Source organism: Pseudomonas sp. TUM25319, from assembly GCF_056388475.1.
Window position 1 is genome coordinate 5219232 of record NZ_CM150751.1, and the last position, 15562, is coordinate 5234793.

Genomic DNA, 15562 nt, shown 5'->3' on the forward strand with positions numbered 1-15562 from the left:
GGTTGTGATTTCGGCAGCGGGCCAGAGAGATTACAGATTCCGCAGCGCTGCGACTACTGCGTCGCCCATTTCCTGCGTCCCTACCTTGCTGCAACCGTCGGACCAGATGTCACCGGTACGCAGTCCCTGATCCAGCACCAGGCTCACGGCCTTCTCGATCGCCTCGGCGGCGGCCTGCTGGTTGAAGCTGTAGCGCAGCATCATCGATACCGAGAGGATGGTTGCCAGCGGGTTGGCGATGCCCTGGCCGGCGATGTCCGGCGCGGAGCCGTGGCACGGCTCGTACATGCCCTTGTTGTTGGCGTCCAGCGACGCCGAAGGCAGCATGCCGATCGAACCGGTAAGCATGGAAGCCTCATCCGACAGGATGTCGCCGAACATGTTGTCGGTGACCATCACGTCGAACTGCTTCGGTGCGCGCACCAGTTGCATGGCGGCGTTGTCGACATACATGTGGCTCAGTTCGACGTCCGGGTAGTCCTTGGCCACTTCCTCGACCACTTCGCGCCACAGCTGGCTGGACGCCAGGACGTTGGCCTTGTCCACCGAGCACAGCTTCTTGCCACGCACACGGGCCATGTCGAAGCCCACGCGGGCAATGCGACGGATTTCGCTCTCGCTGTACGGCAGGGTGTCGTAGGACTGGCGCTCACCGCCTTCCAGCTCGCGGGTGCCGCGTGGGGCGCCGAAGTAGATGCCGCCGGTCAGCTCGCGAACGATGAGGATGTCCAGGCCCGAGACGATTTCCGGCTTCAGCGAGGAGGCGTCGGCCAGTTGCGGGTAGAGGATCGCCGGACGCAGGTTGGCGAACAGGCCCAGTTGCGAACGGATCTTCAGCAGGCCGCGCTCAGGACGGATGTCACGCTCGATCTTGTCCCACTTCGGACCACCCACGGCGCCCAGCAGCACGGCGTCGGCCTTGCGTGCGCGCTCCAGGGTCTCGTCGGCCAGCGGCACGCCGTGCTTGTCGATGGCCGCGCCGCCGATCACGTCGTGCTCCAGGTTGAAGCCGAGCTGGAACTTGTCGTTCGCCAGCTCCAGCACCTTGACGGCCTCGGCCATGATTTCAGGACCAATGCCGTCACCCGGGAGAATCAGAATCTGCTTGCTCATGCTTTCCTCTATTTCAATCCAAGCGGCGCGCCCACGCGGCGCACCGGAAAAATCAGTGTGCGATCAGCGTTCGGCCCAGAGCACCAGGACATCGGTGCTGAAGGAGCCATCGGCTTCGATCTGGTAATACTGCCGTACTTCTTCGCCCATCGCCTGCTGCAATTGGAGGATGGCGGCGCGCATCACCTCGGGGGTGCGCATGCGCTCGACCCAGGAGGTCCATTCCAGACGCAGGCGCTGGCGCGTGTGGCTACGCACGAACAGCCCGGCTTCGCTGACCTGGCGCAGCCATTCGGCCCCGGAATAGTCGCGCACATGGCTGGTGTCGCGCAGCACCTCGACACTCTGCAGGTAGGTGTCGAGCAGCGGGCTGCCTGGCGACATCACGTCGATGAAGGCGGCAACACCGCCCGGCTTGAGCACCCGGCGCACTTCGCGCAGGGCCAGGCCCAGGTCGCTCCAGTGGTGCGCCGAATAACGGCTGAAGACGAAATCGAACGAGGCATCGGCGAACGGCAGGCGCTCGGCGGCACCGCGTTCGGTGACGATATTGCCCAGGCCACGTTCGGCGGCGCTGGCAGCGACCACGTCGAGCATCTGCTGCGACAGGTCATAGGCCACCACGTCGGCGACCAGCGGTGCGACATGGAAGCTGACGTGGCCCGCGCCGCAGCCCAGGTCCAGCACCCGGGCTGTACCCTGCCCGGCCAGTTCGGCCTGGAGCAGGGCGAATTCAGTGCCCTGGGCGTGCACGGCACTGCTCAGGTAGGCGCTGGCCTGTTCGCCGAATTGGCGCTGGACGACGTCCTTGTGGCTGCTGTTGGTCATCTGCAAGTCTCCGGGGCCTCATCGCTGGCAAGGCCAGCTCCCACAATGTCCGCGGCGACGCTGAAACGGTGGGAGCCGGCGTTGCCGGCGATGGGGTCAACACATCATTTGGCGTCGCGGAACAACCATGGCTGGCTGGCGCGATGCTTGGCTTCAAATGCACCGATGGCATCGCTGTCCTGCAGGGTCAGGCCGATATCGTCCAGACCGTTGAGCAGGCAGTGCTTGCGGAAGGCATCGATTTCGAACCTCAGGACCTTGCCGTCAGGACGGGTAACGGTCTGTGCCTGCAAATCAATGGTCAGCTGGTAGCCCGGGTCGGCTTCGACCTGCTTGAACAGCGCGTCGACGTCCTCATCGCTGAGGATGATCGGCAGCAGGCCGTTCTTGAAGCTGTTGTTGAAGAAGATGTCGGCATAGCTCGGCGCGATGATGCTGCGGAAACCGTATTCTTCCAGCGCCCACGGGGCGTGCTCGCGGCTCGAACCGCAACCGAAGTTTTCCCGGGCCAGCAGCACGCTGGCGCCCTGGTAGCGGTCGTGGTTGAGGACGAAGTCCGGGTTCTTCGGACGCTTGCTGTTGTCCTGGTAAGGCTGGCCGACGTCCAGGTAGCGCCATTCGTCGAACAGGTTCGGGCCGAAACCGGTGCGCTTGATCGACTTCAAAAACTGCTTGGGAATGATCTGGTCGGTGTCGACGTTGGCGCGGTCGAGTGGAGCGACGAGGCCGGTGTGCTGGGTAAAGGCTTTCATGCTGCGCTCCCTTGGATCAACTCGCGTACATCGATGAAACGGCCGGTGACGGCGGCGGCGGCGGCCATGGCCGGGCTCACCAGGTGGGTACGACCACCGGCGCCCTGACGGCCTTCGAAGTTCCGGTTGGAGGTGGACGCGCAATGCTCGCCGCTCTCCAGGCGGTCCGGGTTCATGGCCAGGCACATGGAGCAGCCCGGTTCACGCCACTCGAAGCCGGCTTCGAGGAAGATCTTGTCCAGGCCTTCCTGTTCGGCCTGGGCTTTCACCAGGCCGGAGCCCGGCACGACGATGGCCTGCTTGATGGTCGCGGCGACCTTGCGGCCCTTGGCGATTTCGGCGGCGGCGCGCAGGTCTTCGATGCGCGAGTTGGTGCAGGAACCGATGAACACGCGGTCGAGCTGAATATCGGTGATCGCTTGGTTGGCGCTCAGACCCATGTATTTCAAGGCACGCTCGATGGAGCCACGCTTGACCAGGTCGCTCTCGGCGGCCGGATCAGGCACGCGCTGGTCGACCGCCAGAACCATTTCCGGCGAGGTGCCCCAGCTGACCTGTGGCTTGATGTCGGCGGCGTCCAGTTCGACCACGGTGTCGAACACGGCATCGGCGTCGGACACCAGGTCTTTCCAGGCTTCGACGGCAAGGTCCCACTGCTCGCCCTTCGGCGCGTACGGACGGCCCTTGACGTATTCGACGGTCTTGGCGTCGGTGGCCACCAGGCCGACACGGGCGCCGGCTTCGATGGACATGTTGCAGATGGTCATGCGGCCTTCGATGGACAGCTCGCGAATGGCGCTGCCGGCGAATTCCATGGCATGGCCGTTACCGCCGGCAGTACCGATCTTGCCGATCACCGCGAGCACGATGTCCTTGGCGGTCACGCCGACCGGCAATTGGCCTTCGACGCGTACCAGCATGTTTTTCATCTTCTTGGCGACCAGGCACTGGGTGGCGAGCACATGCTCGACCTCGGAGGTGCCGATGCCGTGGGCCAACGCGCCGAAGGCGCCGTGGGTCGAGGTGTGCGAGTCGCCGCAGACCACGGTCATGCCCGGCAAGGTAGCGCCCTGCTCGGGGCTGATGACGTGGACGATGCCCTGACGCACGTCATTCATCTTGAATTCGGTGATGCCATACTCGTCACAGTTCTCATCGAGGGTCTGCACCTGCAGGCGCGACACCTGGTCGACGATGGCATCGATACCGCCCTTGCGCTCGGGCGTGGTCGGTACGTTGTGGTCCGGTGTGGCGATGTTGGCATCGATGCGCCAGGGTTTGCGGTCGGCCAGGCGCAGGCCTTCGAAGGCTTGCGGCGACGTCACTTCGTGGATGATGTGACGGTCGATGTAGATCAGCGCCGAACCATCGTCGCGCTGCTTGACCAAGTGCGAATCCCAGAGCTTGTCGTAAAGCGTTTTGCCGGCCATCAGGCGTTCCTCATCAGCGTCTTTCTATGCCAATAACCACTTGGCTTGTACGGCTGATGCTATGGCGTTAGATTGAATAACTCAAATTCATAATTTTTATGCTTTGGATAACCAAAGGGAATCTGAAAACGTGGATCTGGCAAACCTCAACGCCTTCATCGCCATCGCCGAGACCGGCAGCTTTTCCGGGGCCGGCGAACGCCTGCATCTGACCCAGCCGGCCATCAGCAAACGCATCGCCGGGCTGGAGCAACAACTGGATGTACGGCTGTTCGATCGCCTGGGTCGCGAGGTCAGCCTGACCGAGGCCGGACGCGCCCTGTTGCCGCGGGCCTACCAGATCATCAACGTGCTGGATGACACACGGCGTGCCCTGACCAACCTGACCGGCGAGGTCAGCGGCCGTCTGACCCTGGCGACCAGCCACCATATCGGCCTGCACCGCCTGCCGCCGTTGCTGCGCACCTTTACCCGGCAATACCCGGCCGTCGCCCTGGACATCCAGTTCCTCGATTCGGAAGTAGCCTACGAAGAAATCCTCCACGGTCGCGCGGAAATTGCCGTCATTACCCTGGCGCCAGAACCCCACACCCTGGTTCGGGCCGTACCGGTGTGGGACGACCCACTGGATTTCGTCGTCGCACCGGAGCACCCACTGGCGTCGAAGCCGGCGGTGAGCCTGGCGGACATTGCCCACCATCCGGCGGTTTTTCCCGGCGGAAACACCTTTACGCACCATATCGTCCAGCGTTTGTTCGAGGCCCAGGGCCTGGTGCCGAACATCGCCATGAGCACCAACTATCTGGAAACCATAAAGATGATGGTTTCCATCGGCCTGGCCTGGAGCGTTCTGCCACGCACCATGCTCGATGACCAGGTGGCGCCCGTCACTCTGCCGGGCATTAGTCTGACTCGCCAGCTAGGCTACATTCTGCATACGGAACGAACGTTATCGAACGCAGCCAGAGCCTTTATGGCACTGCTCGACAGCCAAGCGAGACAACCCTGAGGCCGCCGGAAAGTCCTGGAAGGCCTGTACCAAGGAAGCGTATCCGCCAAAGGTCTGGTATCGATGTCCAAATCACACCGTTTTCCGCGCCTGCCGCGCATCCACGCGGCCGATCCCCAGGAATCCGAGCAGACCTGGGAGAATGCCCCTCAACTGCTGGCCGCCCTCAATGGTGCGAAGCTCGGCGCATGGTTCTGGGATGTCGAGACTGGCAAGATCAGCTGGTCCCGCGGCACCCAGGCGCTGTTCGGCTATGATCCGCGGCAACCGCTGCCCCAGGACCTGGATTATCTCGACCTGCTCCCCGCAGAAGACCGCGAGCGCACGCTCGAGGCGTTTCATGGGGTGCTCGCTGGCGAGCCGCTGGAGCAGGCGATGCGCCACCGCATCCGCTGGCCCGACGGCAGCCTGCACTGGCTGGAAATCAACGGCAGCCTGACCCAGGACAAGCACGGCCGCCCGCAAATGATCGGCGTGATCCGCGAAATCACCCGCCAGCGCGAACGCGAAGCGGCGCTGATCAATTCGGAAAAGCGCTTCGCCACCCTGTTCCAGCTCAGCCCCAATGTGGTGCTGCTGACCCGCCGGGACGACGGCCTGATACACGAGGTCAACGAGCACTTCGAAAAGATCCTCGGCTGGCCGGCCCAGGAGGTCATCGGCAAGACCACCGTGGAGCTGGAGCTCTGGGCCCATGCCGACCAGCGCCACCAGGTGCTGGAGGCGACCCGCGACAACAACGGCCCGGTGATTCTCGAAGTGCAGTTCCGCGCCCGCAGCGGGCAGCTCCATGACGGCATTCTCTGCACCCAGACCATCGAGCTGGAGGGCGTGCGCTGCCTGCTCAGCACCTTCGTCGATACCAGTGAGCGCAAACGGGCCGAGCAGGCCCTCAAGGACAGCCAGGAACGCCTGGACCTGGCGCTGGACTCGGCGCAACTGGGCACCTGGGACTGGCATATCCCCAGCGGCATGCTCTACGGCTCGGCCCGCGCCGCGCAATTGCACGGACTGGACCCGGTGCCGTTCCACGAGTCGTTCGAGGCGTTTTTCGAAGGTGTGCCCGAAGCCGAGCGCAGCAGCATGCGCCAGGCCTATCGCAGCCTGCGCGAAGGCCCGGCCGGCAATTACCAGATCACCTACCGGATCCAGCTGGACAACGGCAGCTCGCGCTATCTGGAAAGCCGCGCCCGCCTCTACCGCGACGAACAGGGCAACCCGCTGCGCATGGCCGGCACCCTGCTGGACATCACCGACCAGGTGGAGCGCGAACAACGCCTGATCAGTTCGGAGGAAAAATTCGCCGGATTGTTCCAGGTCAGTCCCGACCCGATCTGTGTCACCCGCCAGGACAGCGGTCAGTTCATCGAGATCAACCCGGCCTTCACCCAGACCTTCGGCTGGACGGCCGACCAGGTGCTGGGCCGCAGCGCCGAGGAAATAGGCCTGTGGGCCGAGTCGGCGGAACGCGCCAGGCGCATCGAGCAGGTGATTCGCGACCAGGCGCTGAACAACGTCGCCGTCGTGGTCAACCACAAGAACGGCCAGCCTCTGACCTGTGTGATTTCCAGTCGCCTGATCAAGGTCGACCAGCAGACATGCAGCGTTACCACTCTGCGCGACATCACCCAGCAGCAACGTGGCGAGGCGGCGCTCAAGGCCAGCGAGGAGAAATTCGCCAAGGCGTTTCACTCCAGCCCCGACTCCATCACCATCAGCGAGCGCGACAGCGGTCGCTACCTTGAGGTCAACGACGGCTTCTGCCGCCTGACCGGCTACAGCGCCAGCGAAGTGCTGGGGCGCACGGCCCATGAGGTGGGCGTGTGGGCCGACGACAAACAGCACGCGATGCTGGTGGCCGAGGTTCAGGAGCGCGGCCGGGTCAACCACCGTGAAATGCATGGGCGCAACAAACGCGGCGAGTTGCTGACCCTGGAGGTCTCGGTCGAGCCCATCACCCTCAATGAAACCGACTGCCTGCTGCTGACAGCCCGGGATGTCAGCCAATTGAAGAACGCCCAGGCGCAGATCCGTCACCTGGCCTACCACGACCCGCTGACCAACCTGCCCAACCGCGCCCTGCTGATGGACCGCCTGAGCCAGCAGATCGCCCTGCTCAAACGCCATAACCTGCGCGGTGCGTTGCTGTTCCTCGACCTCGACCACTTCAAGCACATCAACGATTCGCTCGGCCACCCGGTGGGCGACACCGTGCTGAAGATCATCACGGCGCGCCTGGAAGCCAGCGTGCGCATGGAAGACACCGTCGCCCGCCTGGGCGGGGACGAATTCGTGGTGCTGCTCAGCGGCCTGCAGGGCAGCCGGGAGGAAGTCACCGAGCAGGTCCGCGAACTGGCCGACACCCTGCGCGAACTGCTGGCCGAGCCCATGTCGCTGGACGGCCAGCGCCTGCAGGTGACGCCGAGCATCGGCGTGGCGCTGATTCCCGACCACGGCTCGACGCCGGCCGACCTGCTCAAGCGCGCCGATATCGCCCTGTATCGGGCCAAGGATTCCGGACGCAACACCACGCAACTGTTCCACACCACCATGCAAAAGGCCGCCAGCGAGCGGCTGCGCATGGAAAGCGATCTGCGCATGGCCCTGACCCGCGGCGAAATGGCCTTGCACTTCCAGCCCCAAGTGGATGCCCGCGACAACCGCATCGTCGGCGCCGAAGTATTGCTGCGCTGGCATCACCCATTGCTCGGCCAGCAGCCCCCGAGCCAGTTCATCCAGGTGCTGGAGGAAAGCGGCCTGATCCTCGAAGTGGGCAACTGGATCCTCGACGAGGCCTGCGACGCCTGCTCGCGGATGCTGCAGGACGGCCTGATCGATGCCGAAGACTTCAGCCTGTGCGTCAACATCAGTCCTCGGCAATTCCGCCAGAACGATTTCGTCGAGCGAGTGCGTCGCAGCCTGGATGACTATCGCCTGCCTTACCGCGTACTCAAGCTGGAGATCACCGAAGGCATCGTCATCCAGAACCTCGAAGACACCATCAGCAAGATGCGTGAACTGAAGGCGCTGGGAGTGAGCTTCGCCATGGATGACTTCGGCACCGGCTATTCGTCGCTGACCTACCTGAAGCGGCTACCGGTGGATGCGTTGAAAATCGATCAGTCGTTCGTCCGGGACGCGCCCGTGGACCCCAACGACGCGGAGATTGTCCGTGCCATCGTCGCCATGGCCCGCAGCCTGGACCTGGCAGTGATTGCCGAAGGGGTGGAACTGACCGAACAACTGGAGTTTCTGCTGCGCCAGGGCTGTCATCTGTATCAAGGGTATCTGCACAGCCGTCCCCTGCCACTGAGTGCGTTCCGGGCGATGCTGCTGGAAGCGCCGGCGGATTACTGAAGGCGAGCTATAAGCTGCAAGCTACAAGCTGCAAGGAGAAGCGGGAACGCATCAGGCCGGCTTTTTCTTGAAACTTGCAGCTTGCAGCTAAAAAAAGGGCGCCTCGATAGGCGCCCGTTTTCCCTGCCGCTGTCAGTTCAGCGCAGGCTTGTCCCCGTTGATCGGGATACGCTTGGCCTTCGCCTCTTCCGGCACGACCCGCAGCAGGTCGACGCTGAGCAGGCCGTTGGCCAGTGCCGCCGACTTGACCTCGATATGGTCCGCCAGACGGAAGGACAGCTTGAACGCACGCTGGGCAATGCCCTGGTGCAGGTAGGTGACGCTTGCATTGCTGCTGTCGCGCTTGCCGCCGGTGACGGTCAGCACGCCTTTTTCCACTTGCAGGTCGAGGTCCTGCTCCTGGAAGCCGGCTGCGGCAACAACGATTCGATAGTGGTCATCGCCATGTTTTTCGACGTTGTAGGGTGGGTAGCTGCTACCCGACTCATTACGCGCCGCGGATTCGAACAGGTCGTTGAAGCGGTCGAAGCCAACGGAATGACGGAACAGTGGAGCCAGGGAAAAAGCGGTAGTCATGGTACATCTCCTGAAATATCAGCGAGTTGGGGTTTTCGCGACCCGACTTCGGCATCGCGTACTCCCAAGATGTGGACCACCGGAACGATTTCAAGCGCTGGCGGAAAAATTTCTTACGCGGCGGCGACAGGCGGCGGTACGCCGATCAGCAGGCCAACCCGGTCGCAGTCCGTTTCGCGGCGCAGTTCGGTGAACAACGCAGTGGCCTCGGGATAGGTGCGGGTCAGCATCGCCACCCACTGCTTGAGGCGCCCGGGCGCCTGGCGCGGGGTCAGTTCTTCGCGCACCCGCAGCCAGAACGCCTGGATCAGCGGCAACAGCGCCTGCCAGTCCAAGGGTTGGAACTCGACACCATCGCGCACTGCCGCGATCTGCCGGGCCAGATCCGGCCGCGAGACCAGTCCGCGACCGAGCATGATGTCCTTGGCGCCGCTGACTTCGCGGCAGCGCCGCCAGTCGTCCAGGTCCCAGACCTCACCATTGGCGAACACCGGCACCTTGACCACGTCCTGCACCTTCGCCACCCATTCCCAATGGGCCGGCGGTTTGTAACCCTCGACCTTGGTCCGCGCATGAACCACCAGGTGCGCCGAGCCGCCTTCGGCCAGGGCCCGACCACAATCCAGCGCGCCGTCGGGGCTTTCGAAGCCCAGGCGCATCTTCGAGGTCACCGGAATGTGCGCCGGCACCGCCTTGCGCACCTCGCTGACGATGCGGAACAACAGCTCCGGCTCCTTGAGCAGGACCGCGCCGCCGCGGGACTTGTTGACCGTCTTGGCCGGGCAGCCGAAGTTCAGGTCGATGACCGGAGCGCCCAGTTCGCACGCCAGCGCCGCGTTGTCCGCCAGGCAGACCGGATCGGAACCCAGCAATTGCACCCGCATCGGCACCCCGGCCGGCGTCCGCGCGCCCTGCTCCAGCTCCGGCGCCATCTTGTGGAACGTGGCTTCGGGCAGGACACGATCGCAGACGCGAATGAACTCGGTCACGCACCAGTCGATGCCGCCGACTCGGGTCAGAACGTCGCGCAGGATGTTGTCGACCAGCCCCTCCATCGGGGCCAGGGCAATTTGCATGGGGGAAAACCTCGGAAAAAGTGCGCACATAGTAAACGGGGCAGGCGCAAATGGAAGGGGCGAGGCCTCTGGCTCGACGCCTGGTCAAAAACGGCAACGGCCTACACGCCTCGAAGAAAAGCCCTGCTTGCTGCACTCACTTTTCCGTTTAAAAAGTGACATGCCCGTATTCACGGCCCATTTCCCGATTGGAGACCTTCACATGATCACGTTCTTTGGACCTGACCGCTCGCCGCAACTCTCGACGCGCCACACGACAAGGAACGGGACATGCATATCAAGAAGAACAATTACGACATCCTGAATTTCCAGGCTGACCAGCAGAACGCGAAACCGCGACGCCCCCCTGTCGACTCTGGGGACTCGCACGAACTGCCAGCTCGGCCTGAAAACCGGCGGCGCCCCGGACTTCTCGGAACGACCTTTCGCAGAGCCGGGAAACTGCTCATGCGCTGGTTCAAGCCAACGCCTTCTCCATGAACACCCGATTGAACCCGTGATCGAACGCCCGGTGCGTCTCGCGATAACCCAGCCGCTCGTAGAGGGCGACGTTCGCCTGCATGGCGGCATTGGTGTAGAGGCGAATCAGGGAAAACCCCGCCTCGCGGGCACGGGTTTCGGCAAAGTCGATCAGGCGGCGGCCATGGCCTTGCCCCTGGAACGCGGGATCGACCGCGACATTGGACAGGAGCATTGCGCCCGCTTCCGGGCACAACACGAGAATGGCACTGACCTGCCCGTCGGATTCCAGCAGCCAGACCTGATGCTGACGGATCAGGTCACCGTAGTCGTCGTCCAGCGGACCGGGGCGGATGCCGATGCTCGCCACATACGGCAGGTAAGACGCCTCCACCACCGCCCGCACCGCCGACTCGTCTGCCAGTTGCGCCGGACGGATCATGCAGGATCCTTCGAGATGGCCTGGCCGTAGCCGTCGAGGAACTCCTGCGGCATGCGCTTGGGCCGGCCTGTGGACAACTCGATACAGACGAAGGTGGTCTGCGCCCGCAGCAGCGTGACGCCGTCGCTGGGACGGACCAGCTGGAAACGACGGGTCATTTTCAGGCGCTGGTCCCAGTCGACGATCCAGGTCGCCAGTTGCAGTTCGTCGTCTTCATAGGCGCTGGCAAGGTAGTCGATCTCATGGCGGACCACCGCCATGGCGCGGTCCAGGCGCCGGTATTCGACCAGGTCCAGCCCCAGCCGCTGGGAGTGGCGCCAGGCGCAGCGCTCCAGCCAGGTGACGTACACGGCATTGTTGGCGTGTCCCAGTCCGTCGATATCCTCGGCACCGACGCGAAGGTCGATGACGAATGGCGTTGCCAGATCCCAGCTCATGCCCGCTCCCCAAAATGATGAACGGGCAGAGTGTAACGGATGATCACGCCGATTGGCGCAGCGGCAGGTCGCTGCGCCTGAGCAGGTCGAGTACGCTGGCGATGACCCGTGGATCGGCGAGAACCCGCTGGTGCCCGCCCTCTTCCAGCATCAACAGGCGACTGTCGAACCAGGCATCGTGCATGACCTGAGCTTCGCTGGCCGGCACCAGGTTGTCGTCCTGGGCGTGCACGATCAGGCCCGGTACATCCAGTTGATACGCACTGACATCCAGCTTCACCACCGGCAAACCGACATCCCGCTCGACCTTGCGAATGAAGGCGGCCCGCGCCCGCGGCGGCAGGTTCAGGTGCCGGGCAAAGCCACGCAACACCCCCAGCAACCGCGCCGGTGCGGCGATACTGACGACCGCCTCGGCACGCAACCCCATCTGCAGGGCCAGCAGGACACTCGCACCGCCCATGGAATGACCGATCACCGCCTTGAGCGGCGGCAGTTCCGCCGCTGCCTCCAGCAGTGCGCGGGCGAACAGCCCCACATGAGCCTCATCCCCCGGAGAACGACCGTGGCCCGGACCGTCCAGTGCCACCGCACTGTAGCCGGCTTCCACCAGGGCCTCGATGATTTTGGCGAACTGGGTCGGGCGCCCTTCCCAGCCATGCATCAGCAGCACGGCCGGCCCTTGCCCCCAGCGGAGTGCCGAGAGGCCGAAACGCAGGGTGATGCGCTCTGCACGCTCCAGCACGGGCAATTCCCACGCCCGCGGCGGCCGCGTGTAGGGCGTCATGAACGCGCGGTGCATCCGACTGGCGATAGGCCCGGGAAGCAGGTGCCCGAGGGTGCCGTTTACGCCACGAATCCAGCTCAAGGTATTCATCGCTTCGCTCCAAAGGATCGTTCAGATCACCGCCGACTTGGCGGCACGCAATACGCGATCGGACAGATCGCTGGTTCCAAGGGCACGGGCCAGGGCCAGACCGCCGACCATCAGCGCAAGGTCGGCCAGAAACTTGTCGGCTTCTTCCGGGCTATCCACCAGTTGCGCGGTCATCAACTCGATGTGCTCGGCCAGAACTTCGCGGAAGGTGTCGGGCAAATGGGTCATTTCACTCAGGGAAGTGGGCAGCGGGCAGGCATCGACCTTGGCGTCGCGGTGCTTGCGCGACAGATAGAATGCCGCCACCAGAGCGCGGCGGGCCGGGCCATCCAGCGCAGGATCGACCTGGGACAACAAGGCACGACGCTCGCCGAGCAACTGGCTGAAGGCCTCCAGCATCAGTGCGTCCTTGCTGTCGAAATGCGCGTAGAAGCCACCGACGGTCAATCCGGCGGCGCCCATGACCTGATTGACACTGGGGTCAGCCGGCCCGTGCTGGATAAGGGCGGAGCGAGCAGCGTCGAGAATGCGCTCGCGGGTCTTGGCCTTCTTGTCGTTCATGGCGCAGCTCCAAAATATTATGGTTGAAATATTATGCTCATAATATTTAAAAGCAAGCGCTTAGCCCGACCGCTTGTCGCGCCCGCGGCAAAAATCTTTTTCGAGGGGAAGGCAGCGATAAGCTGCAAGCTGCAAGCTGCAAGCTGCAAGCTGCAAGCTGCAAGCTGCAAGCTGCAAGCGAAAGTCTGCGCTAACTGCTCTTTCTTGCAGCTTGCAGCTCGAAACTTTCAGCTCAGAAAAACAAAAGGCTCATTCAATAATCGAATGAGCCTTGAAATCCCGCAAAGCGGGTAAAGTGGCGTCCCCTAGGGGACTCGAACCCCTGTTACCGCCGTGAAAGGGCGGTGTCCTAGGCCACTAGACGAAGGGGACTTGTAACCTTCGTGCAGATCCGTTTTCACGAATCCTGGCGGAATTGGTGGAGCTAAGCGGGATCGAACCGCTGACCTCCTGCATGCCATGCAGGCGCTCTCCCAGCTGAGCTATAGCCCCGGATTTCTAGTCTCGCGACCCAGCGACCTCTTTCGATATCGCTTGTGTAAAACTGGCGTCCCCTAGGGGACTCGAACCCCTGTTACCGCCGTGAAAGGGCGGTGTCCTAGGCCACTAGACGAAGGGGACGCAACCCTTCTACCATCGACCGGCTCTTCGAACCGATCATGCCGACAGTCGCTGGAATTGACTGTCAAGCTGGAAATTGGTGGAGCTAAGCGGGATCGAACCGCTGACCTCCTGCATGCCATGCAGGCGCTCTCCCAGCTGAGCTATAGCCCCACAATGTCGCTTTGAACTGAACCGCTTGGCTGGGTGCTTCGCGTTTCGTTTTCGTTCATCGCTGTGGACGGGGCGCATATTAAGATCGGATCACAGACCTGTCAAATATATTTTCAACAAAATTCAAAAATTTTTTCCTAGATAACAATCACTTACCGCCCACGGCCGGGAAAAGCCCCGTGTTTTCGGGCAAATGGCGCCCTCCCCCGGCGTGAAAACACTGCGGGGCGAACCGGCTTTTCCTGGCCATGAGCCAGGGAAAGCCGGTTCGCCCCGCAGGAAAAAAGCGGTAGCCGCAATCAGGCGATGGTGCCCAGCAGCTTCTCCCACTCCTTGTTTTCTTTCTTGGAAACGCCACCCAGCAGGTCCAGCGCCTGACGCAGGCGATAGCGGGTCAGGTCCGGGCCGAGAATTTCCATGGCATCGAGCACCGACACCGAACTCGCCTGGCCAGTGATCGCGGCGAACATCAGCGGCATGGCATCGCGCAGTTTCAGCTCCAGGGCTTCGACCACCGCCTGGATGGTGCCGGTGATGCGGTCCTTCTCCCACTGACGCAGGCTCTCCAGCTTCCACAGGATCAACTGCATGACCTGGCGCACCTGGTCGGCCGACAGTTTCTTGTGCTCGAACAGCTTCGCATCCAGGCGCAGTCCGCCTTCGAAGAAGAAGCCACCCAGCGGAGCGATCTCGCTGAAGGTCTCGACGCGGCCCTGCACGTGGGGCGCGATCTTCATCATGTAGTCGCTGTTGAACGCCCACTGCTGTACCCGCGCGGCAAACTCTTGCACCGGCAGGTCGCGCAGCCACTGGCCGTTGAGCCAGGACAGCTTTTCGATATCGAAGATCGGGCCGCCCAGGGACACGCGCGACAGGTCGAAGTGCTCGACCATCTCGGCCAGGGAGAACTTCTCCCGCTCGTCCGGCATCGACCAGCCCATGCGGCCCAGGTAGTTGAGCATGGCTTCCGGCATGAAGCCCATGCGCTCGTAGAACGTCACCGAGGTGGGGTTCTTGCGCTTGGAGAGCTTGCTCTTGTCCGGGTTGCGCAGCAGCGGCATGTAGCACAGTTTCGGTTGTTCCCAGCCGAAGTACTCGTAGAGCTTGATCAGCTTCGGCGCCGACGGCAGCCACTCTTCGCCACGCAGGACATGGGTGATGCCCATCAGGTGGTCATCGACCACGTTGGCCAGGAAGTAGGTCGGCAGGCCGTCGGTCTTCATCAGGACCTGCATGTCCATGCGGTCCCACGGAATCTCGACATCGCCACGCAGCATGTCCGGAACCACGCAGACGCCTTCGCTCGGCACCTTCATGCGGATCACATGAGGTTCGCCGGCCGCCAGGCGACGCTGGACTTCTTCCTGGGACAACAGCAGTGCGCGACCGTCATAACGCGGGGTTTCGCCGCGAGCTATCTGCTCGGCACGCATCTGGTCCAGCTCTTCGGCGGTGCAGAAGCACGGGAAGGCGTGACCCAGGTCGACCAGTTGCTGGGCGTACTGCTTGTAGATCTCGCCCCGTTCGCTCTGCCGGTACGGGCCGTGCGGGCCACCGACGTCCGGGCCTTCGCTCCACTCGATGCCGAGCCAGCGCAGCGCGTCGAAAATCTGTTGTTCGGATTCGCGGGTCGAACGCAACTGGTCGGTATCTTCGATACGCAGGATGAACTCGCCGCCGTGCTGCTTGGCAAAGCAGTAGTTGAACAGGGCGATGTAAGCGGTGCCGACGTGGGGATCGCCAGTCGGCGAAGGCGCGATGCGCGTGCGAACGGTGGTCATGAGAGTCTCGAACAAGAGATGAAACAAAGCCGGGATGTTAACAGGGAGCAGGCGCCGGGCTCCAGTAATGGGCGTGATCGCCACTTGTGC

13 protein-coding genes and 4 tRNA genes are annotated in these 15562 nt (G+C 63.1%); 2 read left to right on the plus strand and 15 right to left on the minus strand.

All coding sequences use genetic code 11. The features are described from left to right. Positions 1–30: 30 nt before the first annotated feature. The 4 genes from leuB to leuC all read right to left on the minus strand — a co-directional run bounded on the left by leuB (position 31) and on the right by leuC (position 4123). Positions 31–1113, minus strand: coding sequence for a 3-isopropylmalate dehydrogenase (leuB, locus tag AC05QJ_RS23470; protein ID WP_476743646.1), 1083 nt, complete (start codon positions 1111–1113; stop codon positions 31–33). A gap of 63 nt (positions 1114–1176) precedes the next feature. Continuing rightward, positions 1177–1941: a class I SAM-dependent methyltransferase gene (locus AC05QJ_RS23475; protein WP_476743647.1), complete on the minus strand. Its 765-nt coding sequence runs from the start codon at positions 1939–1941 to the stop codon at positions 1177–1179. A gap of 104 nt (positions 1942–2045) precedes the next feature. After that, the gene (gene leuD / locus AC05QJ_RS23480) at positions 2046–2693 is read right to left on the minus strand and encodes a 3-isopropylmalate dehydratase small subunit (protein WP_476743648.1); all 648 of its coding nucleotides are present in this window, start codon (positions 2691–2693) and stop codon (positions 2046–2048) included. Further along, positions 2690–4123 carry a 3-isopropylmalate dehydratase large subunit gene (gene leuC / locus AC05QJ_RS23485; RefSeq protein ID WP_476743649.1) on the minus strand — a complete coding sequence of 478 codons (1434 nt, stop codon included), beginning with the start codon at positions 4121–4123 and terminating at the stop codon, positions 2690–2692. Before leuC ends, leuD begins: the two co-directional genes overlap by 4 nt. 130 nt (positions 4124–4253) lie before the next feature. Here leuC and AC05QJ_RS23490 point away from each other — a divergent pair, with 130 nt between their 5' ends. Next, positions 4254–5132: a LysR family transcriptional regulator gene (locus AC05QJ_RS23490; protein WP_476743650.1), complete on the plus strand. Its 879-nt coding sequence runs from the start codon at positions 4254–4256 to the stop codon at positions 5130–5132. A 63-nt stretch (positions 5133–5195) separates the two neighbouring features. Beyond that, the gene (locus tag AC05QJ_RS23495; protein WP_476743651.1) at positions 5196–8489 is read left to right on the plus strand and encodes a PAS domain S-box protein; all 3294 of its coding nucleotides are present in this window, start codon (positions 5196–5198) and stop codon (positions 8487–8489) included. A gap of 132 nt (positions 8490–8621) precedes the next feature. Here AC05QJ_RS23495 and AC05QJ_RS23500 read toward each other — a convergent pair whose 3' ends face one another. The 11 genes from AC05QJ_RS23500 to gltX all read right to left on the minus strand — a co-directional run bounded on the left by AC05QJ_RS23500 (position 8622) and on the right by gltX (position 15472). Continuing rightward, the gene (locus AC05QJ_RS23500; RefSeq protein ID WP_476743652.1) at positions 8622–9065 is read right to left on the minus strand and encodes an Hsp20 family protein; all 444 of its coding nucleotides are present in this window, start codon (positions 9063–9065) and stop codon (positions 8622–8624) included. A gap of 113 nt (positions 9066–9178) precedes the next feature. After that, positions 9179–10141, minus strand: coding sequence for a tRNA dihydrouridine synthase (locus AC05QJ_RS23505; RefSeq protein WP_476743653.1), 963 nt, complete (start codon positions 10139–10141; stop codon positions 9179–9181). 457 nt (positions 10142–10598) lie between these two features. Continuing rightward, complete coding sequence (locus AC05QJ_RS23510) at positions 10599–11042, minus strand: GNAT family N-acetyltransferase (protein WP_476743654.1); 444 nt, start codon at positions 11040–11042, stop codon at positions 10599–10601. Further along, positions 11039–11479, minus strand: coding sequence for an acyl-CoA thioesterase (locus AC05QJ_RS23515; RefSeq protein ID WP_476743655.1), 441 nt, complete (start codon positions 11477–11479; stop codon positions 11039–11041). The genes AC05QJ_RS23510 and AC05QJ_RS23515 overlap by 4 nt, the downstream gene beginning before the upstream one ends. Before the next feature lie 43 nt (positions 11480–11522). After that, positions 11523–12356, minus strand: a complete 834-nt coding sequence (locus AC05QJ_RS23520; protein ID WP_476743656.1) for an alpha/beta fold hydrolase — start codon at positions 12354–12356, stop codon at positions 11523–11525. A 21-nt stretch (positions 12357–12377) separates the two neighbouring features. Then, positions 12378–12917, minus strand: a complete 540-nt coding sequence (locus tag AC05QJ_RS23525; protein WP_476743657.1) for a TetR/AcrR family transcriptional regulator — start codon at positions 12915–12917, stop codon at positions 12378–12380. Between the two features lie 296 nt (positions 12918–13213). Next, positions 13214–13289: transfer RNA gene (locus AC05QJ_RS23530), tRNA-Glu, on the minus strand. A 44-nt stretch (positions 13290–13333) separates the two neighbouring features. Next, positions 13334–13409 (minus strand) — tRNA-Ala (locus tag AC05QJ_RS23535). 53 nt (positions 13410–13462) lie between these two features. Beyond that, positions 13463–13538, minus strand: a tRNA-Glu gene (locus AC05QJ_RS23540). Positions 13539–13615: 77 nt separating this feature from the next. Further along, positions 13616–13691: transfer RNA gene (locus AC05QJ_RS23545), tRNA-Ala, on the minus strand. 299 nt (positions 13692–13990) lie between these two features. Next, positions 13991–15472 carry a glutamate--tRNA ligase gene (gene gltX / locus AC05QJ_RS23550; protein WP_476743658.1) on the minus strand — a complete coding sequence of 494 codons (1482 nt, stop codon included), beginning with the start codon at positions 15470–15472 and terminating at the stop codon, positions 13991–13993. Between the last annotated feature and the right edge of the window lie 90 nt (positions 15473–15562).

Excerpts from the sequence above, each read along its gene's own strand:
- leuB (WP_476743646.1), bottom strand. The coding sequence starts at position 1,113 with ATGAGCAAGCAGATTCTGATTCTCCCGGGTGACGGCATTGGTCCTGAA.
- AC05QJ_RS23475 (WP_476743647.1), bottom strand. The coding sequence starts at position 1,941 with ATGACCAACAGCAGCCACAAGGACGTCGTCCAGCGCCAATTCGGCGAA.
- leuD (WP_476743648.1), bottom strand. The coding sequence starts at position 2,693 with ATGAAAGCCTTTACCCAGCACACCGGCCTCGTCGCTCCACTCGACCGC.
- leuC (WP_476743649.1), bottom strand. The coding sequence starts at position 4,123 with ATGGCCGGCAAAACGCTTTACGACAAGCTCTGGGATTCGCACTTGGTC.
- AC05QJ_RS23495 (WP_476743651.1), top strand. The coding sequence starts at position 5,196 with ATGTCCAAATCACACCGTTTTCCGCGCCTGCCGCGCATCCACGCGGCC.
- AC05QJ_RS23500 (WP_476743652.1), bottom strand. The coding sequence starts at position 9,065 with ATGACTACCGCTTTTTCCCTGGCTCCACTGTTCCGTCATTCCGTTGGC.
- AC05QJ_RS23505 (WP_476743653.1), bottom strand. The coding sequence starts at position 10,141 with ATGCAAATTGCCCTGGCCCCGATGGAGGGGCTGGTCGACAACATCCTG.
- AC05QJ_RS23510 (WP_476743654.1), bottom strand. The coding sequence starts at position 11,042 with ATGATCCGTCCGGCGCAACTGGCAGACGAGTCGGCGGTGCGGGCGGTG.
- AC05QJ_RS23515 (WP_476743655.1), bottom strand. The coding sequence starts at position 11,479 with ATGAGCTGGGATCTGGCAACGCCATTCGTCATCGACCTTCGCGTCGGT.
- AC05QJ_RS23520 (WP_476743656.1), bottom strand. The coding sequence starts at position 12,356 with ATGAATACCTTGAGCTGGATTCGTGGCGTAAACGGCACCCTCGGGCAC.
- AC05QJ_RS23525 (WP_476743657.1), bottom strand. The coding sequence starts at position 12,917 with ATGAACGACAAGAAGGCCAAGACCCGCGAGCGCATTCTCGACGCTGCT.
- gltX (WP_476743658.1), bottom strand. The coding sequence starts at position 15,472 with ATGACCACCGTTCGCACGCGCATCGCGCCTTCGCCGACTGGCGATCCC.